Source organism: Psychrobacter sp. 1U1 (assembly GCF_051847535.1).
Taxonomy (GTDB): Bacteria; Pseudomonadota; Gammaproteobacteria; order Pseudomonadales; family Moraxellaceae; genus Psychrobacter; species Psychrobacter saeujeotis.
The window spans coordinates 119,860-145,417 of sequence record NZ_JBPYDD010000004.1 but is presented as its reverse complement, the minus strand read 5'-3'; the positions used below and the strand labels follow the sequence as shown (position 1 = coordinate 145,417).

Genomic DNA, 25,558 nt, shown 5'->3' with positions numbered 1-25,558 from the left:
TATGTCGTATAGTACGCCCAACTCTGTTTGCAGGAGCCATACTTTATTCTGGTATGGCAATGGCAGCTGGTCTTCAAGTCTCTCCTATCTCTTTAAGCTTACAAGCTCGAGAGAATGCTAGTGGTTTGACACTAAGTAACTCTAGTAATCATGTGATAAACGCACAAGTGCGGATACATCGATGGATGCAAGACGATACAGGTGATCAACTCGTTCCTTCGCGAGAGTTATTAGTGAGTCCACCTATGACAGAGCTAAAACCAGGTGAGCAGCAGTTGGTGCGTATTATCCGTGCCAAAGCACCGCCACAAGGTACAGATGCTGTAGAGGGTTCTTATCGGATTTTGATTAATGAGATACCAGTCAAATTACCAGAACAAACGAGTGGCCTACAGTTTGCTTTAAGCTACTCACTACCAGTGTTTGTACAGCCCTTGGGAATTAACAAGACGAGTCCGCAGTTGCAGTGGAGTATGCATCCGCAGCCGGATAACGAGCAGATTAAAATACGTGTTAGTAATCTTGGTAATGGGCATGCAAAACTGTCTGGTCTGAGTTTTGTTGATACAGCTGGCAATAGCCTTGATCTCCATCAAGGTTTGCTAGGGTATGTGTTACCCGGTGCAACTATGTATTGGACACTGAAAATATCACCCTCTGTTCTAACCTCAGAGGGTACATTCAAGGTTATACTGAATGGTAAAAAGACGACACCCGACGTCACATTGGATAATACTGCTCGCTAAAATCCTTTTTTTACAGAGTAATGCAGTTTCTACTATTCACGCTGCAATTCCAACTGAAGGTATCTCTACTAGCAGTGTTGTTAAAGACACTGCTTTTTCACCTAAACCTTCTATAGACACCCCAAATTTCAATACCAACGATTTACATAGTAACGATAATAAACTGGTACAGCCTGACTCGAAGCACTATAACCCTGACGATAGTTCTGGATTGGATTTGTATTTGGACGTTACGCTAAATGGTGCAAGTAAAGGTCTGATTCACTTTGTCTACCATGACGATCGCCTTTGGGCAACTACTGCTATCCTACAACAACTTGGCTTTATCTTACCACAAGATGTTGACGATACTATTCCACTTAATAGTTTGCCTGACCTCAAAATTGATTATGACATGCGTCGGCAGTCGCTTGAGCTTATTGCGCCTCTTAGTATGCTGAATTTAGATACTACTATTCGTAATACGCGGACTAACAAGCGTCCGATACCAACCGTATCACCTGGTCTTCTATTGAACTATAATGTTCATGCCACTCAAAACCATCAAAATGCCAAAAATCTAAGCGCTTATACTGAATTGCGCGCGTTTAATGCCCACGGTGTAGTTAGTTCTACTGCTTTAACTACTGGCAATCGTTCTGCTGATAGTGTCAGTCTTGACGGTGAATGGAAAGGTCAAACGGTAAGGTTGGATACGAGCTGGAGTCAGTCGTTCCCTGACAAGTTACTGACAGTTCGTGCAGGTGATATTCTCACAGGTGCACTGTCTTGGACGCGTTCTACACGTTTGGGAGGTCTGCAGATTGGTACCAACTTTGATCTACAACCCTATCGATCAACCACACCTTTGCCGTCATTTTTTGGGTCAGCTACCTTACCTTCCAAGGTGGAATTGTATGTCAATGGCCTTGAACACTATAGCGGCCAAGTACCCGCAGGTCCTTTTGAGCTAAAATCTGCACCTAGCATTAGTGGTGCCGGTACTGCTCAACTAGTGGTGACAGATGCACTAGGTCAGAGCACGACTCTTAATTATTCTTTATATGATACTCATCGTTTGCTACAACCAGAATTACTTGACTGGTCACTAGAGCTTGGAGCAGTTCGTGAAAGTTATGGGATTGACTCTTTTGATTATGATGACAATATTGCTGCCAGTGGTACATTGCGTTATGGAATAAACAATAATTTTACCGCAGAAGCCCATGCCGAGGTAGTTCATGGACTTAGTAATGCAGGTATTGGTGGGACTTGGCTACTAGGACGCGCAGGTGGTATTTTGTTTGCTTCGATAGCTGGTAGCGAGAGTCAGGGAGAGAACGGTATACAATATAGTACTAACTATTCCTGGAATAACAATAGATTTAGTATGGGTTTTAACGCATTGGGTACTCATGGTGTATACCGTGATGTGGGCTCACAGTATGGCGCTGCACCTGTAAGACGTAGCGAGCAAATCTCAACTGGCTATAGTTCACAGTCCTTAGGAAGTTTTGGGTTAAGTTATAATCAGACTGCTCAAGCTGAGATGGAGTCTACAAAATTCGTTAGTGCCTATTGGTCTAAAGCCTTTGGTCAGAGCATGAGCCTAAACATGAATTACAATCATGATCTTAATCATTCTGCTAATAGTAATATTTCCATTGGGGCCTCTTTATCTCTGGATCGCAATATGTCGATAAGTAGTAGTATGCAACACACAGACGAGCATAACGTCTTGATTGCTGATATTTCAAAATCAGTCGAAAGATCAGGCGGTATTGACTGGCGTGCGCAGGTAAGGCGTAGCGCAGCTACCAACTCTGCTACACTTTTAGATAAAAACATAGAAAATTATAATAGTGTTAGTGCATTGGCTGAGTTAAGTTATCTTGGACGATACGGACGAGTACAAGGTGGAATCAGCAGTATTGATAATCAGTATGCTACTTATGCCAGTGGTATAGGATCATTAGTAATGATGGGTGGCGGTATATTTCCTGCTCGCCAAATAGATAATGGTTTTGCCGTAGTATCTACAGGAGATATCGCTAATGTGCCCGTTCTGTTACAAAATAACCCCGTCGGTACTACCAATAAACAGGGACTCTTACTAGTAACGTCACTTAATGCCTATCAAAACAATAAAATTGGTATTGACCCTATGCAGTTGCCTGCTGATACGCGTATCAATAAAGTGAGTATTGAAGCAACGCCGATGGATTGCACAGGAGTGATGGTAGCCTTTGATATTGCACCGGTCCGCTCCGCAACTATCATTTTAACAGACAGCGCGTATCAGCCGATTGCGCTTGGTAGTCAAGTGAAAATACTGTCTAATGATGAGGCTCAGACGTCAGTGATAGGTTTTGATGGAGAAGTATATCTAGACACTTTAGATGAGGAAAATATATTGGAGATTACTACGCCTTCTAATGGTATTTGCACAGTAAAATTTCGTTATACCAAGCAAGGTGGCGAGATTCCGCTCATAGGTCCTCTTGTCTGCCATAAGGTACAGTAATGTTACGACTGCAATGGTATTACATACTTCTTATGGTATTGGTTATATTTTTCCTAGCTAAGCCTGCAACTACATTCGCTGATATTGGCTCTGGACCCGTTAGTTGTACCCAGTCAGGTAGTGTAAACAACATCAACAGTTTAAATTTTGGTGTCGTTGATCCTTTATCCAGTTCGGCTACGACTTCGACAACTCTTAATTATGAATGCAAAGGGAGTGAGGGACGTGATTCAACTGCTCGAATTTGCTACACTTTTGGACCTTTAAATTCCAACCGTCATTATGAACTGCTCGGACCAAGTAATTCATTATTAGCTTTCAGTTTATTCTCTGACCCAAACTTCACTAAGCCAATTACAGATGATGAACCGCTACAATTGATATTGACGAGAAGTAACAACACGACTATTACTGGTAGTATTACGGTATATGCTCAGGTTGTTGCTGGACAAACCAAGCTTATTGCAGGTAATTACGCGCTTCAGAACCAAGTGGTTATGACCGTCAATTCAATAGAGGGAAGGAGAGCTCCAGCCAATTGTATTGCCGTAGACAACTCAACTTCAACCTATGAGTTTCCGTATGACAGTAAGGCTTCTGTTAATGCATACTGTGCTGTTACTACAACGGGAGCTTTAAATCTTGGTAGAGTTGCTGCGACCACTACACCTATATCAGGAACAGCATCTAATCTTATCAATGTCAACTGCACTAATGAGACATCCTACAACATTGGTTTAGCGCCTGCTGCGTATAAGGGAGTAGTCAATAATAATGGTGTTGGAGCCATGAGGGGAACCAGAGGTGATATTGATGTGGTACATTATCAACTTCAATCGAATGAGAGTGGTACGGTATGGGGCAATAATGGTAACACTTATGCTACTTTAACCAATGGCGTCGCAGGTCAAGGCAATGGCACATCCCAAACACATACTGTATACGTGACTGTACCAAATACCGATGTAAAACCTGATGTTTATTCTGACATAGTAACCATTAACGTAAATTATTAACCATTACTTACGGTTTAATGTACATTAACATATTATCAATATATCGTTATCTAGAAGCTTATAAGCAGTATAGGTAACATTCTATCATTTAAGAGCGGTTACTTGACCTACCTTTACATAGTAGAGGTCGCTATCTCGAATCTAGTTACGCCTACCAGATTCGAAAGCCCTAATTTTAAAGATTGGGGCTTTTTTTATGCCTATAAACATGAGCTGTAGTAAAAGTAGAAGCAGACATGACCGCAATACAGATTGATATTTTTATAGAAATAATATAAGATTCATTTTAAATGAACTTTTAAGAAATAGGCGAATTATACTTTGAGTAATCGTTCTAACAAGATTTGATTAATACTCAAAACTTTAGGCGCTGTTACCGGTGTCAGTACCTCAACTTATCAATATAATGAAACATCAAGGAAAATATCATGGCGTCACCAAAAACGATAGAGATTGTAAAAGCAACCGTACCTGTGCTTGAAGAGCATGGCACTGCGATTACCACCGTGTTTTATCATAATATGTTTGAAGAGCATCCTGAGCTGTTAGACATTTTTAACGAGACCAATCAAAAGCTAGGTCGCCAGCAGACTGCCCTTGCGACCACAGTTTTGGCCGCTGCCAAGCACCTTGAAAACTTGGCTATTTTGCTACCGCAAGTAACCCAAATCAGTCATAAGCACCGCGCCTTACAGATCTTGCCAGAGCATTATCCGATCGTAGGTAAGCATCTACTTGGCGCGATAAAGGAAGTGTTAGGGGAGGCGGCTAATGACGACATCATCGACGCTTGGACTGAAGCTTATGATGAGATTGCTGGCGTCTTTATTCAGCTCGAAAAGAGCATGTATAAGCAAGAAATGTGGGAAGGTTTTGCGCCCTTTAAGGTCGTTGAAAAGGTGGCTGCAGCCACCGATATCGCCGCCTTTACCGTCGTTCCTGTCAATGATAATGCAGAGGACAGTCAAGACATTGACCTAAGTAAGCTCAACCTTACTGCTGGTCAATATATCACGGTAAAAACAGATCCAAAAGACAGTGATCATGTTGCACTACGTCATTACTCTTTATATTCTGCCAACACTGATACAGGCATTCAGTTTGCCGTCAGACGCGACAATCGCAATGAGCATTATGGTTTGGTCTCCAACCATTTACATGATGAGGTAGAGGTCGGCGATACCATTTTATTATCTGCCCCTGCTGGTGACTTTGAGCTCAACCAAGATATGGTGCAGCAAAACGATGTGCCATTAGTACTGATTAGTGCTGGCGTTGGTGTTACGCCCATCTTATCGATGTTAGAGGCGCAAGTAACTGCGAACTCACAGCGACCTATCATTTGGGTATATGCTTGCCAAAATAAACATCATCACGCCTTTGATATTGAGGTTGATAAGCTTTTAGAGTCAGCAGCAAACGTTGAAAAAAATATTTTCTATTTTGACGCGGGACAAATACTTGATGAACGTTATCTTGCTACTCTACCAAAGCCTGCTGATATTTATGTGTGCGGGTCGATGCCATTTATGGAAAGTATGATTGATGGGCTGATGAAACTCGAGCATGGAGTAGACAATGTTCGTTATGAGCCATTCGGTCCTAAGATGAGCTTAGAGCTGGCTTAGTTTTGTAGATAAAATATAACTAATTACATTACTATATAAAATAATAGAGTGATATTTAAACGGTTTATTGGATGGTATTAAAGTCATCCACGTTTAGGTATGACTCTATTTTTTGTTTAACTCGCGTAATATTTGAGAAGCGTATTTTTCTCTGCTCATTTTAAATGTACGTCGTTATCTGCTGTATAAATGACAAATGATAAAAACTTACCCTTCACATTACTGGAATATTTGTATAAAATACCGTCTGTATGGTTTCTTTAAAATGTATTGATACATTTTATTATTGGCCCTTTTACGCTCAATCGAGAGAATATGCTTGATTTAAAACAGGTAATTTAATTATGAGTCCTACCACTATTGCTTACGGTTATCTCGCGATTGCTATCATTTGTGAAGTGGTTGGCACGACGTTTTTAGTCAAGTCAGAGCAATTTACGCGTTTGGTGCCAACCCTGATTATGGGTGTGCTTTATGCCATCTCGTTTTATTTATTGACCCAAACCCTCAAGACCATTCCACTTGGCATCGCTTATGCGCTGTGGGGTGGACTGGGTATCGTGCTGACCTCGCTCGTTGGTATCGTATTTTTTAAGCAAAGCCTTGATACAGCAGCAGTGGTAGGCATTGCGATGATTGTTGGTGGTGTGGTGGTGATGAACTTACTGTCTAATTCTGTGGTGCACTGACAGGTAGGGGAAAATGAACATGGAAATAAAAATGGAAATACAGAACGCGCATAAACGTAAAAAACAGCCAGAACTCGTACGGCGGGCGCTGCTTGATGAGGCAGCACGTATCACGCTAGAGCAGGGTTTATCTAAAGTGACCTTTCAAGCGGTGGCGGATGCTGTCGGCGTGACCAAAGGCGGAGTGATGCATCATTTTGCTACCAAAGATGCGCTTATCTTGGAGGTGTTTTATGACGCGATGGCCAAGTTTGAGGCAGAAGTTAATCAAGCCATGGCAAAGGACCCTGTCCGCTATGGCTCTTTTACCCGCGCTTATATCGATGCCACGATTAGCTTGGGCGAAAAAGGCCAAGCCGAGTTTAATAGCCAAGCCACGCTGTATGTGCTGATGCTAGGAGATCGGATGCTGCGTGAACGTTGGGCTGAGTGGTCAAATGAGCAGCTAAAAAAGCACGCTGATACCGACAATACTGAAACGCTATGTATGGTGCGTCTGGTTGCCGATGGTATTTGGCTCTCGGACTTTTCAGGTATCGATATCTCGGACAAAATCTCATTGCGTAAGCGCCTGATAAATATGACGCAGCAAGACTTTGATAAACAGCCTTGATAACTGATTTTGACAAACAGCTTTGATCAATAACACGCACGCAGAAAATTTAACCTTTAACCCATGACGGCATGATTTACTTAACGCTTTTTTATAAAGCTTCAGTCGCCCTAAGGAAAACTTATGACAACTACTCAGACAAACGTAAATAATTTACAAGACATTATTGATTTAACACAAACGCAGACCGCTTATATTAACGGTCGTTATCTGGCTGTCGACGACTCGTTAACTACCTTTGACGATATTAATCCAGCGACTGGTGAGGTGCTGGCGACCATTCAGCAAACGACTGCTGAGCAGATTAATGAAGCGGTAAAAGCGGCGCAACAAGGCCAAAAACTATGGGCAGCGATGACAGCAGTTGAGCGCGGCCGTATTTTGTCAAAGGCAGTTGAGATATTGCGCGAGCGTAATGATGTTCTGGCGTTACTTGAGACCAAAGACACGGGTAAAGCTTACTCTGAGACCAAGTATGTCGATATCGTAACCGGTGCTGATGTCGTTGAATATTATGCAGGGCTTGCACCAATGATTGAAGGTCGTCAGATTCCGCTGCGTGATAGCAGCTTTGTTTATACGCGTCAGGAGCCACTCGGCGTCGTCGCCGGTATTGGTGCGTGGAACTATCCTATTCAAATCGCCATGTGGAAAGCTGCACCTGCATTGGCCGCAGGTAATGCGATGATTTTTAAACCATCAGAAGTCACGCCATTAACTGCTTTAAAACTAGCAGAAATATTTACCGAAGCGGGTTTGCCAGATGGCGTTTTTAACGTCGTGCAAGGTAATTACGAAGTGGGCGAAGCATTAACCCAGCATCCTGATATCGCCAAAGTATCGTTTACGGGCGGTGTGCCGACTGGTAAAAAAGTCATGTCGAGCGCAGCATCATCGTCGCTTAAAGACGTGACCTTAGAGCTTGGTGGTAAGTCACCATTAATCATATTTGAAGACGCTGACATCGATACCGCTGCTGACATCGCAATGATGGCGAACTTTTATAGCAGTGGTCAGGTCTGTACCAATGGCACGCGCGTGTTTATCCCTAAAGCGCTACAAGCCAAGTTTGAGCAAGCTATCTTAACGCGTGTTGAGCGTATTAAGCTCGGCGATCCAATGGACGAGAACATCAATATGGGTCCAATGGTCAGCTTTACGCACATGGAGAGAGTGCTTGGCTATATCGAGCAAGGTAAAGAGGGCGGCGCGCGTGTATTGACTGGCGGCGAACGTATCACCTCAGGCGAACTTGCCAATGGCGCGTTTGTCGCACCAACTGTGTTCACCGATTGCAGCGATGATATGACTATTGTACGCGAGGAAATCTTTGGCCCAGTGATGTCGATATTGACTTATGAGACCGAAGAAGAAGTCATTCGCCGTGCCAATGATACCGAGTACGGCTTGGCAGCAGGGGTCGTGACCGCTGATTTGACTCGCGCACATCGAGTAATCGGTCAGATTGAAGCGGGTATTTGCTGGCTAAATACGTGGGGTGAATCACCTGCGCAAATGCCAGTGGGTGGTTATAAGCATTCGGGTATTGGCCGTGAGAATGGTATTGAAGCCCTTGAGCACTATACACAGACCAAATCTATCCAAGTAGAGTTGGGTGCGTTTGAATCGGTATTTTAATAAACTGTATTGAGAAAATTCTTAATCAGTAAGATTGATTCATTTGGGCTAATTTGTCCTTTTGATTCAATTTTACTGATATTAAATGATTTATTTTTCAATATTATGGAGCATTTTATGACAACAACCACACCTGAATATGACTACATCATTGTCGGTGCAGGCTCAGCCGGAAATGTGCTGGCCACGCGCTTGACCGAAGATGCCAACATTAAGGTGTTGCTGTTAGAAGCGGGTCGTCCAGACCATCGCCTAGACTTTCGCACCCAGATGCCAGCAGCGCTCGCGATGCCGTTACAAGGCACCACTTATAACTGGGGATACAAAACCGATCCCGAGCCGAATATGAATAATCGCGTGATGGACTGCGGTCGCGGTAAAGGGCTTGGTGGCTCATCATTGATTAATGGTATGTGCTATATCCGTGGTAATGCGCTCGATTTTGACGATTGGGCGAAAATCAAAGGCTTAGAAGATTGGACTTATTCAGACTGTCTGCCTTACTTTAAAAAGCTAGAAAACTGCGACGCTGGCGAGAATGATTATCATGGCGTCGGTGGTCCGGTTGAGATGACCACTTCAAAGCCAGGAGTCAATCCGCTGTTTGAAGCGATGATTGAAGCGGGCGTGCAAGCTGGGTATCCAAGCACAGATGATCTAAACGGTTATCAGCAAGAAGGCTTTGGGCCAATGGATCGTTTTGTGACGCCCAATGGTCGCCGCGCATCAACGGCTCGCGGTTATCTTGACCGTGCCAAACCGCGTAGCAATATCACCATTTTAACTGGTGCATTGACCGATGTGATTTTGTTCGATGGCAAGCGTGCCGTAGGCGTTAAAGTAGAACACCAAGGTCAAACCAAAAACTTTTACGCATCTCGTGAAGTGATTGTCTCTTCTGGCGCGATTGCTTCACCGCAACTGTTGCAGCGTTCAGGTATTGGTCCTGGTCAATGGCTTAAAGATGTAGGCGTGACTGAGATTTTAGATTTACCGGGTGTCGGTAATAATTTACAAGACCATCTAGAGCTGTATATGCAGTACGAATGTAAGTTGCCGGTCTCGATCGCACCTGCCAATAAATGGTGGAATAAGCCAGCGATTGGTGCTGAATGGTTGTTTATGGGGACGGGACTTGGCGCCTCCAATCAGTTTGAAGGTGGCGGCTTTATCCGTACTGATGAGAAGTTTACCCATCCTAATATCCAGTATCATTTCTTGCCGTTAGCGGTGCGTTACGATGGCCGCAGTGCGGTGAACTCTCATAGTTTTCAAGCACACGTAGGTTCATTGCGCTCGCCAAGTCGTGGCCGCGTCAAGTTGACCTCAAAAGATCCAAGCGCTCATCCGAGTATCTTATTTAACTATATGTCTCATGAGCAAGACTGGCAGGAGTTCCGCGCTGCGATGCGTATCACTCGTGAGATTATGCATCAGCCAGCACTCGATCCTTATCGCGGACGTGCTATTGCGCCGACCGATGATTTGGTGACCGATGCGCAGTTGGATGAGTACGTTCGTAACCACAGTGAGACGGCGTATCACCCATCTTGTACTTGTCCGATGGGCGAAGGCAATGATTCGGTAGTCAATGGAGAAGGGCTGGTGCATGGTATTAGTGGCTTACGAGTCGTTGATGCTTCTATCATGCCAAATATAATTAGTGGTAACCTTAACGCGACCACGATTATGCTGGCAGAAAAAATCGTTGATAAGATGCGCGGCAAGCAATTACCGCGCTCGACGGCAGATTATTATGTCGCCAATGGCGCTCCGCTAAGAGCCGAGCCGATGCGTGATTACAGCTCTGTTGTTTAAACGACTGTCTAAGCTATTGGACACTATTGGATAATTTCAACAAGAAGGCCTTTCAAAGTAAAGGTCTTTTTTATCAGTGCTACTCTGTTCGCGCTATATCTTTTCTGTCTTTCCTATTTTTACCGGATTATAGCGTGACCGTTATTTCAGTTTGTATTGTTAGTTTTTGAGGTTTTGCTAAGGGTGGATTTCATTGCTTAGCAAATTGTTATTGATTGGTACTGCTTTGTGCGTCATGCATTTATGGAGACATAATGTGGCGATGAGTCGTCAGTTTATGACGGACAAAGCAATATCAGACTGTGTTTCATTTACCTATTGAGGTCTTTTATGTACAGTTCGCCATCAGAAGATGCGACGAAATCTCTGAGTCTAAATAAGACCGTTTTTTTGGGCTCAGCAATAGTTTCTATTTTATTAATTATTTGGACGATAGCGTTTCCAGATTATAGTGAGACATTACTAAGTAATGGCATGGCATGGGTATCAGAGAGCTTTGGCTGGTATTACATGCTAGTGGTCGCCGCTTATAGTATATTTGCCTTGTTTGTTGGTTTTTCAAAATACGGCGACATCAAGTTAGGTCAAGACCACGAAAAAGCCCAGTTTCCCTTTTTAGCATGGGCGGCAATGCTGTTCTCTGCTGGTATCGGCATTGATTTATTGTTCTTTGGTGCCTCTGAGCCATTAATGCATTATTTGACGCCGCATACGGGACTCGAGCCTGCCAGTGAGGCGGCTATGCGTGAAGCGCTATCGCAGACTTTTTTACATTGGGGTCTGCACGGCTGGGGCATTTATGCCTTGATCGGGATGGCATTGGCGTACTTTGCTTATCGTAAAAACATGCCGTTAGCGCTACGTTCACCGCTAACCCCTGTCTTTGGCGAGCGCCTAATCAAGGGCTGGCTGGGCGATGGTATTGATACCTTTGGTGTCGTCTGTACGCTGATGGGTATTGCGACTAGCTTAGGTATCGGCGTGTTGCAGGCCAATGCAGGCTTGACCCATGTCTTCGGTATCGAGTCGAGCAAAATGGTGCAGAGCCTGATTATCTTGGGCGTGGTCGCTGCTGCCGCTATCTCTGCCATGACTGGTGTAGAGCGAGGTGTACGCCGTCTATCTGAATTCAATATGCTGGCGTCAATTTTGCTATTGATTGCCATATTGGTGCTGGGTAATACGATTTATTTGCTCAACACTTTTACCCAAAGTATCGGTCAATATTTCCAAACCATCGTTTTCAAAACATTCGATGTCTATGCTTATGACGGTACTGCTGGTGCCGATTGGAAATCAGGCTGGACGATATTTTTCTGGGCATGGTGGGTTGCTTGGGCACCGTTTGTAGGCTTATTTATTGCGCGTATTAGCCGTGGTCGTACTTTGCGCGAGTTTGTATTTGGCGTGATGTTTATCCCGCTAGGTTTCATCTTTGCATGGTTCTCTATCTTTGGTAATTCAGCCATAGACCTAGTCGCCAATGGTGCAACTGAGCTTGGCGAAATTGCAGTCAATGATGCAGCGATGGGCATGTTTGCCTTGTTTGAGTACTTTCCTTACAGTGATATTTTATCATTTGCTGGCGTGGTTATTGGTCTTATATTCTTTGTGACTTCAGCTGACTCCGGCGCTTTGGTACTCGCGAACCTAAGCTCGAGAGGCATGACCAATGATACTGACGCGCCTGTATGGCTGCGTTTGTTTTGGGCGGCGGCAACGGGTTTGATTACCCTAGGCTTACTGTTCGCAGGTGGCTTTGCATCATTACAGTCCGTTTCTGTGATTGCCGGTTTGCCGTTCTCGCTTATTTTAGTTCTTTACATGATGTCGATGTGGACCTCATTAAAAGAAGAAGGTAATAAACGTAAAGCCAGCACCCTTGGCACTGCAAACGTGCTAGATAGCGGTAAGAGCTGGAAAGCACGTCTGCAACGTATTGTCAGCTTCCCAGGGCACGCACAAGTTGAAAGATTTTTGCAAAATACTGTCATGCCAGCGATGACCGAGGTTGAAAAAGAGCTGAAAGCAGGCGGTCTTAACACTTCTTTAGATATTCGTAATCTTGATAATATCAGTGAAAGTATAGATGCTGGTAAGGGTCAAGATGAAGGTCAGATAGATGGCGTAAAACTGCGTGTCGGTCATGGCGATGAAGATGACTTTGTGTATGAAGTTAATCTCATCAAAGCTGAGCGTCCTAACTTTACGCTGAATACTTCGACCAAGCATGCAGAATTTTACTACCGTGCTGAAGTGTTCTTGAGTGATGGTTCGCAAGAGTATGACTTGGTTGGCTACACCAAGGAGCAAGTGCTGGTCGATATTCTACATCAGTACGAGTGCCATCTACAGTATCTACATTTAGAGCGTTAATTGGCTAGATGTTAACTGGCTATATGTAGTGACGAGATTGTCTTTTATATGACCCCATAAGTTGAATGCAGCTTATGGGGTTTATTTATGAACTGGCTATAGGTCAATAGGAGATATAAGATAGAATCGATAAAGAGAAACTGCAAAATAGTGGCAAATAAAATATTAGAAAAATAAGCATTAGCAAAGGATAAATTTGTGACCACACTCAAGTACATTGCTCATTACTCTGAGCAAATTCAAACTCAAGCGGCACTGCTCATCAGTGAGGGCAGGCTAGGAGAGTACCTAGAAAATAAATACCCTGATCAGCACCAAGTGCAAAGCGATAAGGCGCTGTATCAATATATAAACGACATAAAAAACCAATCTATGCGCAAAATTGGCCCATTATCGAATGTCAGTTATAGCAGTAAGTTAAAAGTTCTTAAGCATGCGCTGGGTATTCATACTACCCAGTCTCGCGTACAAGGCAGTAAGCTAAAATCGCATAACAGTATTACGGTAGCGAGCTTATTTAAAGAAGCGCCACCTGAGTTTTTACGCATGATAGTCGTTCATGAATTGGCGCATTTTAAAGAGCATGAGCACAACAAGGCTTTTTATCAATTATGCTGCCACATGGAGCCAGATTATCATCAGTTTGAGTTGGACACACGCTTGTGGTTGCACTGGCGTGAGTTGTGATTTGATTAATTGTACCGATTTAACTCATTGATATGACTTAGATTCAACCATAGTTTACCCTTCGCTATATTCCCAGTATTATCTTGACAAGCCTATACGAATGGCCTATAAGAGTTATAGAGTATAGGCTATTTCATAAGCGTTTTTTACGCATAGAATAATCAACGCCAAAACATACTAAAGGATATATCTAATATTTTGATGTTTGATCTGACGATTATTACTTTACAGTTTTGAGGCAATCAATGCCTATACTTTGACATTCATTAATGGCTGTTAAGCCAGTGTTGTCAACCTTACCTGCGCACGTGAACGATTTTGATCATTTTGCTTAAGTTCATTACCTGCCTATCAGGACGATTAGGTGACGATTCAGCGATATATGTCGCGCTGGGTTTATAAAAAGGGAATTGATGGAATGATGACATTATCCGATAGTTCTACAATACAACAAACCGCTACAGACTCAGGACACCACTTCGATGCCAACCGTCATTGGGCAGCATTTTTGACGTTGGGGTTTGGGGCTCATGCTGATGGTGATACCCATATCACTCGTATGAATATAGCGCGCCATTATGGTCCCTTACGTGTCCAAAGACCATTCTACCCTGAAGGTCGCGATGGTTGCTGTCATGTCTATCTGCTACATCCACCAGGTGGTATCGCTAGCGGTGATACGCTCAACATCGATGTCACTGTAGCGTCAAACGCGCATACTTTGCTAACGACAACTGCTGCCAATAAGCTTTATAAAGCTGATAGCAATGGCGTTGCTTGGAATCAGCATACCTATCTAAAAATTGCTAATGACGCTACTTTAGAATGGCTACCACAAGAAACGTTGGCTTTTAATGGCTCTCGCGGCGAGCAGACCATCATCATTGATTTAGAAGACAATGCTAAATGCTTGGGGTGGGAGATTCTCGGTCTTGGTCGCCCTGCCAGCAAGCTGCCTTTCGTCAGTGGTCGCCTCGAACAGCGTTTTCAACTTACTCGTAATGGTCGTCCATTATGGATAGAGCGCCAATGCATAGATCCAGATCATCCCAGATTCGCTGGCATGTGGGGGCAGGGCGGCGCCACCGTGCATGCGACATTATGGGCGGTTGGAATGGACGATCCGTTAGAGGCCATCACTGCACTACGTGAGCATATACCCGCTGCCGATCACTGGGCAGTTACCTATCGTCGCGGCGTATTGCTGCTACGCTATTTAGGCGTAGAGCGTAACGAAGCGTGGGAGTTATTCCAGCAAGCGCGAGAAGTGCTACGTCCGCGATTGACCGGACACAACGCTATCACACCACGAATTTGGTTGACTTAACGATTGATGCCCAAGCATTTGCTTGGGGGCTGCCAAACGCTTTTATCTGTCTATTTATTAATAATTAATAACATAAGCCTTCTAATGACATAGGCTTTTAATAAAACAATAACGATAACCATAATATAAGAAGGAGTCAGCGATGGAATTAACGCCAAGAGACAAAGATAAATTGCTATTGTTTACCGCAGGGCTACTTGCTGAGCGCCGCAAAGCTAAAGGCCTCAAACTGAATTATCCTGAAGCAATAGCGCTGATCAGTTGCGCCATTATGGAAGGCGCGCGTGAAGGCCGTACCGTGGCAGAGATGATGAGTGCAGGCCGCGAAATCCTTACCCGAGATGACGTCATGGATGGTATCGCTGAGATGATCGAAAGCCTGCAAGTTGAGGCAACCTTTCCCGACGGCACAAAGCTTGTGACCGTTCATAACCCTATTGTCTGAGGAGACTTGCTATGATTCCTGGTGAATATCAGCTAAAGAGCGATGACATTGAGTTATGTGTCGATCGTGAACCTATCACTATCAACGTCGCAAACACGGGTGACCGTCCTATCCAAGTCGGCTCTCACTATCACTTTGCCGAGACCAACGCAGCTCTAGATTTCGACCGAAAAAAAGCTTACGGGCACCGCTTGGCAATTGCGGCAGGTATGGCGATACGTTTTGAGCCGGGTCAACACCGTGATGTACCCTTAATTCCTTTTTCAGGCTTACGCCATATTTATGGTTTCCGTGGTGAGGTAATGGGTCCCTTAGATCAGGATCAGGGTCAGAACCAAAACTCAGACTCAGGAGCGAACTTATGAAAATTACTCGCCAAGCTTATGCAGATATGTATGGTCCAACGACTGGCGATAGAATTCGTTTAGGCGATACTGAGCTGTGGATTGAGATCGAAAAAGACTACACGCATTATGGTGAAGAGGTTATGTTCGGTGGTGGCAAAGTGATTCGTGATGGTATGGGGCAAAGTCAGCGCTGCGACGATGCCGTGATGGATACCGTCATTACCAATGCTATCATTATCGACTGGTGGGGTATCGTGAAAGCCGATGTGGGTCTAAAAAATGGCCACATCGCTGCTATAGGAAAAGCCGGCAACCCTGATACCCAACCTGATGTCGATATCGTCATTGGCCCTGGTACCGAAATTATAGCCGGTGAAGGTCAGATTTTGACGGCAGGTGCTGTCGATACTCATGTGCATTATATTTGTCCGCAGCAGGTGGACGAAGCATTAATGAGTGGCCTAACGACTATGATTGGCGGCGGTACGGGACCAGCGACTGGCTCAATCGCGACCACTCATACCCCAGGTCCCTGGCATCTAGGCAAAATGATGCAAGCCGTGGATGACCTGCCCATTAATATTGGTTTTCTTGGTAAAGGTAGTGCTAGCACGCCAGAAGCGCTGGTGCAACAAGTAGAAGCGGGCGCAATGAGTCTAAAAATCCATGAAGATTGGGGCGCGACTCCAGCCTCTATTAGCAATGCCTTAGATGTGGCCGATCGCTATGATATACAGATTGCTATTCATGCCGATAGCTTAAATGAGTCAGGCTTTGTAGAAGATACAGTAGCGGCGTTTAAAGATCGCTGTATTCATACCTACCATTCTGAAGGTGCTGGTGGTGGTCATGCGCCCGATATTATCGTCGCTTGTAGCCTGCCCAACGTCTTACCATCATCTACCAATCCGACACGCCCTTATACGATTAATACCGTTGATGAGCATCTCGATATGTTGATGGAGTGCCATAATCTAGACCCAAGTATCCCAGAGGACGTCGCCTTTGCCGATTCGCGTATCCGCCGCGAGACTATTGCGGCCGAAGACATCCTCCATGATATGGGGGTGATTTCGATGATTTCATCTGACTCACAAGCGATGGGCCGTATTGGCGAAGTAGTGTGCCGCACTTGGCAAACTGCGCACAAAATGCGCCTACAACGTGGTCTGTTACCAGAAGATGAGGAACGCGGGACGGATAACTTCCGTGTGAAGCGCTACATTGCTAAATACACTATAAATCCAGCCATCACTCATGGCGTTGGTCATGAAGTTGGTTCTATCGAAGTGGATAAGCTGGCAGATTTGGTATTGTGGAAGCCGGGCTTTTTTGGCGTTAAGCCATCAATTATCCTCAAAGGCGGCATGATAGCGGGCGCTGCAATGGGTGATCCCAATGCGGCTATTTCTACGCCGCAACCAGTGCATTATCGCCGTATGTTTGGTGCACTTGGTCGTGCTGCCGCTGCCACTCGAATCACTTTTGTCAGTCAAGCGGCAATGAATACAGGCTTAGAAGAACGGCTTGGTCTAAAGAGCAGGCTGGTTGCATGTAAAAACGTTCGCCAAATGCGTAAGAGCGATATGAAGCTCAATGATGCCTGCCCAGAGCTGACAGTAGACCCACAAACTTATGAAGTTCGCGCAGATGGCGAGTTATTAACGTGTGAGCCCCTGTCAGAATTGCCATTAGCCCAACGCTATCATTTGTTTTAGAGCACTTGTAAGGATATCAATATGCTTGAATTAATAAAAAGAATCGACGGCAGCACTCAGGCCGATGTACACGACACCCTAACGCTACCTTATGAGCTGCGCATACGTGGCCGCTTAAAAGCAGTGACTGATAGTGGCCTCGATGTTGGCTTGTTCCTTGATCGTGGTCCGGTACTGCGTCATGGTAATTTACTACAAGCGAGCAGCGGTGAGATCGTCCAAGTGTTTGCCGCTGATGAACCAGTTACTACCGCTTATGTTGAGAGCGGTTTGGCATTGGGACGACTTGGCTATCACTTAGGTAATCGTCATGTATCGCTCGCCCTTGGTCGTGATGAAGAGGGACGTTATTGGGTGCGGTTCCCGCCAGATCATGTGTTAGAAGAATTGGCAGTTCTGCTGGGAGCTACCTTGAGCCATCACCAGGCGCCATTTGATCCAGAGTCTGGTGCTTATGCGCAAGCTGGCCGTGAACATTCTCATGCCCATGAACATGCACACGCCCATTCTCATTCACACGAACACGCGGATGACCACTCTCACGAACACGCGGATGACCACTCTCACGAACACCATCATGCCCATGGACATTCCCATAATGACGACCATAACCATGCACACTGATGTACAGCCAGAAGCAACCAGCGATCTGGCGCTGCTGGGACTGATGCAACTGATTAGCCCTGCATTGCCAATCGGTGCATTCGCTTGGTCGCAGGGCCTAGAGAGTGCATTTGAGCTTGGCTGGGTATGTAATGAGACTGAGCTTGGCGAGTGGTTAGAGGGCGTACTTGACGATGGCTTGTCTCGCTGCGAATTACCAGTACTGGCACGCTTGCAAACCTGCTGGGAGAATGGTGACAGTGAAGGTCTGGCCTTTTGGAATGACTGGATACATGCCAACCGTGAGACCGCTGAGCTGAGCGACGAAGACATACGTTTGGGACAAGCACTGATGCGCTTGCTCAACAGTTTAGAGTTGCAGCCGCAGACAGCCTTAGGTCATGCGAAGTTACCAGAAGATCCCGGTTACGTGACCGTTTTTGCTTGGACTGCCCATCAGCGACAAGTACCGATACGCCAGAGTTTACTCGGCTTTGCTTGGGGCTGGCTGGAAAACCAACTGGCGGTTGCCTGTAAAGCGATGCCATTAGGTCATACTGCCGCACAGCGTTTAAACGAGCAACTACGCCCGCAACTGGTCGCTGCCGTTGATACCGCGCTGGCTTTAACCGATGAGCAGTTAGGTCCGATTTTACCGGGCTTAGCGCTCGGTAGTGCCCAGCACGAAACCCAATATTCAAGATTATTTAGAAGCTAATCGTTTTTTATTTACGATCGCTTTAATGCTATAACCTCTTCGATTTTATAACCGCTTTGACTCATACATTTTGACTAATATATAAGGAAAAATAGCCATGAAACATTGTTTAAGAGTAGGTGTCGGTGGACCAGTTGGTTCTGGCAAAACGGCCTTATTACGCCAGTTATGTAGCGCCTTAAAAGATCACTACGACATTGCCGTGGTTACCAACGATATCTACACCCGTGAAGATGCTGACTTTTTACTTAAGCACGACGCCTTGCCTGCTGATCGTATTCTTGGTGTGGAAACAGGCGGCTGTCCGCATACGGCCATCCGCGAAGACGCTTCTATGAATCTGGCCGCAATCGATGATTTGCAAACGCGTCATCCTAATCTAGAGCTAGTGTTAGTAGAGTCTGGCGGCGATAACTTAGCCGCGACCTTTAGCCCAGAGCTTTCTGATTTAACTCTATACGTCATCGATGTCGCTGCTGGTGACAAAATCCCTCGTAAAGGCGGCCCCGGTATTACCAAATCAGATTTGCTAATTATCAATAAAATTGATATCGCTGAATATGTACACGCCTCCCTAGATGTGATGGAACGTGACTCGAAAAAAATGCGCGGCGAGCGTCCATTTATATTCACCAACTTGTATGACGGTGTAGGCGTAGAAGAAATCATTAGCTTTATTTTAAAGCAGGGCATGTTACCTGAGCGTCGTCCTGGAAAGCTAAGCGCTGATGCTTAAGAATAAGTGCTTAATTATTAATACTTAACTGCCAGTGCTTAACTATCAGTGCTTAAACGCCTTTATAGTACAAGCAAGATATAAAAAGTAGTTATATACCAGTTAACAATAAACAAAAAGAACAGAGGGAGAATACCATGAATAAAATGACTAAGTTGCCAGTGGCGAAACTATTAATGACCATCGGGCTGATGCTGACGGCCACTTTAGCCGTTGCCCATCCTGGCCATGGCGAGCATGTGAGCAATGGTTTTCTTAGTGGTTTATTGCATCCATTAATGGGTCTTGACCACTTATTGGCCATGGGTGCGATTGGTTTTTGGAGTATTCGCCAAAACACTACGATGAAACGTGGCACGCCTTTATTTGTCGTCGGTGGCATGATAGCGGGCGCAGGCCTCGCATGGGCTGGTGTTAGTTTGGCTGGGATAGAGACAGGCATTGCCATGTCAGTCTTGCTAGTCGGTGTACTAATCGCGACGCTTGCAAAACTGCCGACTGCTGTTGGTGGCACTTTGGTTGCGCTGTTTATGGTCGCCCACGGTTATGCTCACGGAACTGAGATGACCCAAGGTTCAAGCTTACTGCTTTATATGGCTGGCTTCGTAGTCGCAACCTTAGCCATTACCTTTGTCGGTCGCGGTCTCGGCACCATGATGCTCAAAGCCGATAACCGTATTACTCGTGCATTAGGCGGCGTGGTTGCTATCATTGGTGGGGTATTGGCTGCTGGCTAATCGCTACTAGCTGATCTTCACTAGCTAGTCTCTACTAGTGCTGCAACCCAGTTATCATGATAAATCTAAAAAGCCGCACAGATTTCTTGCGGCTTTTTGAGTTTAATTTTCTCGTCTTGTTCCATAGCTAGCTTTTTATAGAAAACGATAAAACTGTATCAAACTGAGATTTATATAAAAACACATATCAAATAGGGAATACCGATATGAATGACACTACTAATCACGCTATTAATGACACTATCATAAAAGTATCAAGAAACACGGACATTGCTCCGCAAAATTTACTGTCTACGCAAACTGTTGCTTTTTCGCATTACAACTATATCTCAGCGCAATTACCTGTCAATATTACTACCGGTGATTTGGTTGCGAACGATATAAAAGTCCAAGCCGCGCAGTGCCTAAAAAATATCAAAACCATTGTAGCAAGCATCGATCATGACATGAATGATGTGATCAAAATTAATATATTTTTAAAAAACATCGAAGACATTAAAGACATCGATACGATTTACCCCGCATTTTTTCAAGGCTATCTGCCGACACGGACGGTCATAGCAGTAGCAGCACTACCCATGGATGATGCTTTGGTACAAATGGACGCTGTTATCTCAAACGGTGAAGGTACGTATCCGCAAGCACCCGTTGAGCTGGTAAAAGTACCAAAAAACAATGAACAAGTACCAAAAGATTCAGTATCGCCGCATACGATCGCTTTTTCCCATTACAATAATATCTCAGCGCAACTGCCTGTCGATATTGAAACTGGTAAGCTGGTCGCTGGTGGTGTCAAAGAGCAGACGCAGCAATGCCTACAAAACATTGAAGCGATTTTAGAAAGTATCGACGTTCCTCTTCAAGAAATTGTCAAAGTAAATATCTTTTTAAAGAGTCTTGCCGATGTGGACGTGGTAAATGACGTTTATAAAGAATTCTTTCCAGAGTCAACCAGTGATGGAAGCGCGGCCTATTTACCGGCACTGACGATGGTGATAGCGTCAGATTTACAGCTAGATGCTTTGGTACAGATTGATGCTATCGTGTCTCATGGAAATGGCACACCGCCACAAGCCACTGAAGATAAACATAGCATCACTATTAAGGCTAACAATACCGATAAAGCGCCGAAGAACCCGTTATCGACACAAACGGTAGCGTTCTCTCATTACAACCATCTCTCAGGTCAATTACCTATCAATCCTGAAACCGGCAAACTAATCGATGGTGATATAAAAGCGCAGACCAAACAGTGCTTAGAAAATATCAAAGCCATTGTAGAAAGTATCGATCATGTTATGGACGATGTGGTAAAAATGACCATCCAACTTACAGACATCACGGATATCGATGCGGTAAATGATATTTATAAGACCTTCTTCAATAACGACTTGCCAGCCAGAACAGTGATTGGTGTTGCCGCTATTCCTATGGATGCTTTGATACAGATTGACACTGTCATATCTAATGCCGAGGGTACGCCACCAGCTTGAGAATAGTAATTGTTGATAACAGGACTTTTTAAGAAAAAAGTGCCAGTCATTTCAACGACGGGCACTTTTTTTAGATCTTCCTAGTAATATGAAGAGGGTTTATTTAGAAAAAATGTTATTTAAAAAGGCGAGCTGTTTGAAAAGAGAACGGTTTAAAAAATAATATGATGGCTTTTATAGTCGGCAAGTAACGCTGTATTTACGATCGTTTACTGAGCGGATACTCAGGACGCCAACATTGGCTTTAGTCTGCCATTCGTAGCTGGCTTTAGAGCTTGACTCCTTAACATAACGAGCACCAGAACCTGATACTGCTCGTTTAAGATTAACTCTTTTATTGCGTAAGCCAAGCTTAGGAAGGGTCAAGCTTAAGTTAGCGAATTTGCCATTCGCTGAATAAATAGCAGTCACCTTACTATTATCTTCACAGCTAAAAGCATAAGATTTTTGTATTTGAGGCTTATGCCCACTATGGCCATTATTTATTGGTGCATTAGTCGCACATGCTGCTAATAATAAAATAGTAGGGGTTACAACCAGTAATTTTTTCATGATATTTCTCGATAGCACTACGGGCTGATAAGGGTAGCAATGCGAGACGTATCTTACAATAAGTTGTGTCTATTTTATTGGCTTCTATTATCATTTGTTGTGCCGATATCTGCCACTGGCACGTCGTTAGTTCGGCGCGCCGCCATCCGATCATTGGCTTCTTGCACCGCTTTTTCGACCAGCGCATAGTCCGAATGGCGTACATCTTGTCCGCTGATATAGTTGATAACCAGCTCAGCGATGTTTTGCGCATGATCACCAATACGCTCAAGCGCGCGCAACACCCACACGATATTGATGACCTTGGAGACGTGGCGCGCGTCCTCCATGATATAAGTCATCAAGGCACGAATCGCTGACTGATATTCCTCATTGACCACATCATCATTGCGCATCACTTCAAATGCCTGCTCAGCATTCGACTGACTAAAGGCTTCTAGCGCATTATGTAGCATGATACGAACCTGATTGCTGAGATGTTGAACCTCAGCGTAACCGTATGATGATTTGCCTTGTGCTGCAAGTTTATTGGCCATTTTGGCGATTTTGACCGCTTCATCGCCGATGCGCTCCAGATCTACCACGCCTTTACTGATGGACATTACCAAGCGCAAATCACTGGCCGCTGGCTGACGCTTGGCGACCAATAACAAGATATGCTCATCAAGCTCGACCTCCTGCCGATTGATTTCAAAATCCATCTCGATGACTTCTTGCGCCAGTGTGTCATCCTTGTCGATAAGGGCGTGAATGGCTTTGGCAACTTGGCTAGCTGCATGGTCGCCCATCACTAAAAACAGACGAATCGCCTCATCCAAATCTTGATCAAAACTTTTGGAGATGTGCTTGTCACTTTGCATAAGAGGTATTTCCTAAATATCTGTATTTTAGTGTAGTCAGTTCAACCTAAAAGAAGGGCACTGTTAATGGCGTGCTGCTGGGATAAATTTTCCTCGCTTGCTGTGCGCAGGCCAGACAGATGCTTCGCAAAATTCACCCCAGCAGTACATATATCTTTTTAAAATGAAACGACTATAACGAGATATGTTTTTTAATTTGTGTAAATAGCTTTAGTCTGCTGTACTTTTAATTTGCACAGCGTTAACCATAACGACCAGTAATGTAGTCTTCCGTCGCTTTTTGCGTAGGCGTGGTAAATACTTGGTCCGTCTCGCCCATCTCAATCATATCGCCCAAATACATATAGACTGTATAGTCTGACACTCGCGCAGCCTGTTGCATGTTATGAGTAACGATGGCAATGGTGTAGTCGTTTTTTAGGTCTTCAATCAAATCCTCAATGGCGCCTGTCGAGAGTGGGTCAAGTGCAGAGGTTGGCTCATCAAGTAACAGCACTTCAGGCTTGGTAGCGACACTACGAGCGATACACAGTCGTTGCTGCTGTCCGCCTGATAAAGACAAGCCTGAAGCTTTGAGCTTGTCTTTTACTTCTGGCCATAATGCCGATTTTTTTAGCGCCCATTCCACACGATTATCGAGCTCAGCTTTGCTTAATTTTTCATAGAGACGCACACCAAAGGCGACATTGTCATAGATGGACATCGGGAACGGGGTTGGCTTTTGAAACACCATGCCCACTTGCGCGCGTAGTAGGTTGACATCGACGTCTTTACCTAAGATGTTTTTGCCATCAAGATTGATATTGCCTTCTGCACGCATGCCGGGATATAAGTCATACATACGATTAAAAGTACGTAGCAGAGTCGATTTTCCGCAACCTGACGGGCCGATAAAGGCAGTGACCTTTTTATCAGGAATGTCGATATTGATGTTTTTTAGTGCCTGAAAATCACCATAATAAAAGCTTAAATCACGAATCTGCATTTTTGCTGCAGGCATGTTTTTGGGAATATCATGCAGTGTTTGCTTAGTTAGGTTTGCCGCATCTGGCTGCTGCATTTGCGCTGCCGTCGACATTGGCCTATTTAGTAGATTGCCTGTCGGCGTCTTGAAGTTATTCGTATTAGTTGTTGTACGGACTTTGCTTATGACGTCATTCATAATGTTATCCAACCTAGCTTAATGAATATAAATTTAAGTAAATGGTGTAGTTGATCTACTTTAAAAACGACCCAGTGTTGTTGGAATATATTTCGCGCGGCCTCTGTCGGCGTAGGCACAGCACGCAAGTGAAATTTATTCCAGCAACACATGTCAAAAACGCATCATTTTTATTTAGTAACTGCTTTTATTTGGTTTGTCTGCTATTTGCTGGAGCTGCGACCACCGATGAATCTTGCCAAGACATTTAGGACCAATACCGAAGCGGTAATGAGCAGTGCAGCGGCCCATGCAAGTGCATGCCAATTGTCATAAGGGCTCATCGCAAACTGATAAATGGTATTAGGCAAGTTAGCAATTGGCTGACTCATATCGGTACTAAAGTATTGGTTGTTTAATGCCGTAAATAGTAATGGCGCTGTCTCACCCGTGATTCTGGCAAAGGCCAACAGCACACCAGTGGTCAGCCCTGCTCGAGCCGCTTTAATAGTGACTTGCGTTACCATTTTCCATTTAGGCGTACCCAGTGCATAGGCCGCTTCACGAATACTGTTGGGCACTAAGTTAAGCATGTTCTCAGTCGTACGCACGACAACAGGAATGACAATGAGTGCCAATGCCAGTGCGCCGGCCCAACCAGAAAAGCTTTGGCCTTTTACCATCAACGCATAAATAAAGAGACCAATGACAATCGAAGGTGCAGAGAGCAAAATATCGTTTAAGAAGCGCGTCACCTTGCCAAGCATGCTGCCATGAGAGAACTCAGACAAATAAATCCCTGTCATCAAGCCAATAGGCGCGCCGATAAACAATCCCGAAAATGCCAACATCACGGAACCGACAATGGCGTTACGTAAACCACCTGCGCTCATTGGCGGCGGAGTGTCGGCGGTAAAGATAGGCATTTGCACCATGCCTTGAAAGCCTTCTACAAAAAGCGTTACCAATATCCAAAACAGCCAAATCAAGCCAAAAACCATCGCTGACATGGCAAAACCCAAACCGAGCTTGTTGGCCCAGCGCCGCTTGTTATAAAGGCGCTTGTTATAACGATCTTCAAAGCTTGTCTTAACAGGTAACGCTGAATTCATAGCATTAGTAGGCATAACACTCATTTCCCATATTCTTATCAGTACCAATAACCAT

The 25,558-nt window shown here is 44.6% G+C and carries 23 protein-coding genes; 19 read left to right on the top strand and 4 right to left on the bottom strand.

Going from position 1 to position 25,558, the window contains the following annotated elements; all coding sequences use genetic code 11:
- The first annotated feature begins 59 nt into the window (after nucleotides 1-59).
- The 19 genes from ACS8FB_RS07300 (at nucleotide 60) to ACS8FB_RS07210 (ending at nucleotide 21,838) form a co-directional block, all read left to right on the top strand.
- Nucleotides 60-746, top strand: a complete 687-nt coding sequence (locus ACS8FB_RS07300; protein WP_439261761.1) for a fimbrial biogenesis chaperone — start codon at nucleotides 60-62, stop codon at nucleotides 744-746.
- Nucleotides 697-3,249 carry a fimbria/pilus outer membrane usher protein gene (locus tag ACS8FB_RS07295; protein ID WP_439261760.1) on the top strand — a complete coding sequence of 851 codons (2,553 nt, stop codon included), beginning with the start codon at nucleotides 697-699 and terminating at the stop codon, nucleotides 3,247-3,249. The genes ACS8FB_RS07300 and ACS8FB_RS07295 overlap by 50 nt, the downstream gene beginning before the upstream one ends.
- Nucleotides 3,249-4,265, top strand: coding sequence for a Csu type fimbrial protein (locus ACS8FB_RS07290; RefSeq protein WP_439261759.1), 1,017 nt, complete (start codon nucleotides 3,249-3,251; stop codon nucleotides 4,263-4,265). The genes ACS8FB_RS07295 and ACS8FB_RS07290 overlap by 1 nt, the downstream gene beginning before the upstream one ends.
- A 428-nt stretch (nucleotides 4,266-4,693) precedes the next feature.
- Entirely contained in the window at nucleotides 4,694-5,893 is a 1,200-nt protein-coding gene (locus ACS8FB_RS07285; RefSeq protein ID WP_439261758.1) for a globin domain-containing protein, read from the top strand.
- Between the two features lie 344 nt (nucleotides 5,894-6,237).
- Nucleotides 6,238-6,582, top strand: a complete 345-nt coding sequence (locus ACS8FB_RS07280) for a DMT family transporter (protein WP_439261757.1) — start codon at nucleotides 6,238-6,240, stop codon at nucleotides 6,580-6,582.
- Nucleotides 6,583-6,613: 31 nt separating this feature from the next.
- Nucleotides 6,614-7,195, top strand: a complete 582-nt coding sequence (locus ACS8FB_RS07275) for a TetR/AcrR family transcriptional regulator (protein WP_439261756.1) — start codon at nucleotides 6,614-6,616, stop codon at nucleotides 7,193-7,195.
- A gap of 123 nt (nucleotides 7,196-7,318) precedes the next feature.
- On the top strand, nucleotides 7,319-8,833 hold the full coding sequence (betB, locus tag ACS8FB_RS07270; protein WP_439261755.1) for a betaine-aldehyde dehydrogenase: 1,515 nt from the start codon (nucleotides 7,319-7,321) through the stop codon (nucleotides 8,831-8,833).
- A 117-nt stretch (nucleotides 8,834-8,950) separates the two neighbouring features.
- Nucleotides 8,951-10,651: a choline dehydrogenase gene (gene betA, locus ACS8FB_RS07265; protein ID WP_439261754.1), complete on the top strand. Its 1,701-nt coding sequence runs from the start codon at nucleotides 8,951-8,953 to the stop codon at nucleotides 10,649-10,651.
- Nucleotides 10,652-10,981: 330 nt separating this feature from the next.
- Entirely contained in the window at nucleotides 10,982-13,027 is a 2,046-nt protein-coding gene (gene betT, locus ACS8FB_RS07260; RefSeq protein ID WP_439261753.1) for a choline BCCT transporter BetT, read from the top strand.
- 198 nt (nucleotides 13,028-13,225) lie between these two features.
- Nucleotides 13,226-13,714: a M48 metallopeptidase family protein gene (locus tag ACS8FB_RS07255; RefSeq protein WP_439261752.1), complete on the top strand. Its 489-nt coding sequence runs from the start codon at nucleotides 13,226-13,228 to the stop codon at nucleotides 13,712-13,714.
- 418 nt (nucleotides 13,715-14,132) lie between these two features.
- Nucleotides 14,133-15,041, top strand: coding sequence for an urease accessory protein UreD (locus tag ACS8FB_RS07250; protein ID WP_439261751.1), 909 nt, complete (start codon nucleotides 14,133-14,135; stop codon nucleotides 15,039-15,041).
- Nucleotides 15,042-15,183: 142 nt separating this feature from the next.
- A complete protein-coding gene (gene ureA / locus ACS8FB_RS07245; RefSeq protein ID WP_058369263.1) occupies nucleotides 15,184-15,486 on the top strand; it encodes an urease subunit gamma in 303 nt (100 codons plus the stop codon).
- Nucleotides 15,487-15,497: 11 nt separating this feature from the next.
- Nucleotides 15,498-15,851, top strand: coding sequence for an urease subunit beta (locus ACS8FB_RS07240; protein ID WP_439261750.1), 354 nt, complete (start codon nucleotides 15,498-15,500; stop codon nucleotides 15,849-15,851).
- Complete coding sequence (gene ureC, locus ACS8FB_RS07235; protein ID WP_439261749.1) at nucleotides 15,848-17,551, top strand: urease subunit alpha; 1,704 nt, start codon at nucleotides 15,848-15,850, stop codon at nucleotides 17,549-17,551. Before ACS8FB_RS07240 ends, ureC begins: the two co-directional genes overlap by 4 nt.
- 21 nt (nucleotides 17,552-17,572) lie before the next feature.
- Nucleotides 17,573-18,175, top strand: coding sequence for an urease accessory protein UreE (gene ureE, locus ACS8FB_RS07230; RefSeq protein ID WP_439261748.1), 603 nt, complete (start codon nucleotides 17,573-17,575; stop codon nucleotides 18,173-18,175).
- A complete protein-coding gene (locus ACS8FB_RS07225; RefSeq protein ID WP_439261747.1) occupies nucleotides 18,150-18,872 on the top strand; it encodes an urease accessory protein UreF in 723 nt (240 codons plus the stop codon). The genes ureE and ACS8FB_RS07225 overlap by 26 nt, the downstream gene beginning before the upstream one ends.
- Nucleotides 18,873-18,969: 97 nt before the next feature.
- On the top strand, nucleotides 18,970-19,608 hold the full coding sequence (ureG, locus tag ACS8FB_RS07220) for an urease accessory protein UreG (RefSeq protein WP_058369267.1): 639 nt from the start codon (nucleotides 18,970-18,972) through the stop codon (nucleotides 19,606-19,608).
- Between the two features lie 137 nt (nucleotides 19,609-19,745).
- A complete protein-coding gene (locus tag ACS8FB_RS07215; protein WP_439261746.1) occupies nucleotides 19,746-20,345 on the top strand; it encodes a HupE/UreJ family protein in 600 nt (199 codons plus the stop codon).
- A gap of 206 nt (nucleotides 20,346-20,551) precedes the next feature.
- On the top strand, nucleotides 20,552-21,838 hold the full coding sequence (locus ACS8FB_RS07210; protein WP_439261745.1) for a RidA family protein: 1,287 nt from the start codon (nucleotides 20,552-20,554) through the stop codon (nucleotides 21,836-21,838).
- Between the two features lie 174 nt (nucleotides 21,839-22,012).
- Here ACS8FB_RS07210 and ACS8FB_RS07205 read toward each other — a convergent pair whose 3' ends face one another.
- From ACS8FB_RS07205 to pstA, 4 genes are all read right to left on the bottom strand, one after another.
- Complete coding sequence (locus ACS8FB_RS07205; RefSeq protein ID WP_439261744.1) at nucleotides 22,013-22,390, bottom strand: MliC family protein; 378 nt, start codon at nucleotides 22,388-22,390, stop codon at nucleotides 22,013-22,015.
- A gap of 74 nt (nucleotides 22,391-22,464) precedes the next feature.
- On the bottom strand, nucleotides 22,465-23,250 hold the full coding sequence (gene phoU, locus ACS8FB_RS07200; protein ID WP_439261743.1) for a phosphate signaling complex protein PhoU: 786 nt from the start codon (nucleotides 23,248-23,250) through the stop codon (nucleotides 22,465-22,467).
- 241 nt (nucleotides 23,251-23,491) lie between these two features.
- Nucleotides 23,492-24,412 carry a phosphate ABC transporter ATP-binding protein PstB gene (gene pstB / locus ACS8FB_RS07195; protein ID WP_439261742.1) on the bottom strand — a complete coding sequence of 307 codons (921 nt, stop codon included), beginning with the start codon at nucleotides 24,410-24,412 and terminating at the stop codon, nucleotides 23,492-23,494.
- Between the two features lie 203 nt (nucleotides 24,413-24,615).
- On the bottom strand, nucleotides 24,616-25,518 hold the full coding sequence (gene pstA, locus ACS8FB_RS07190; protein WP_439261741.1) for a phosphate ABC transporter permease PstA: 903 nt from the start codon (nucleotides 25,516-25,518) through the stop codon (nucleotides 24,616-24,618).
- Nucleotides 25,519-25,558 lie beyond the last annotated feature (40 nt).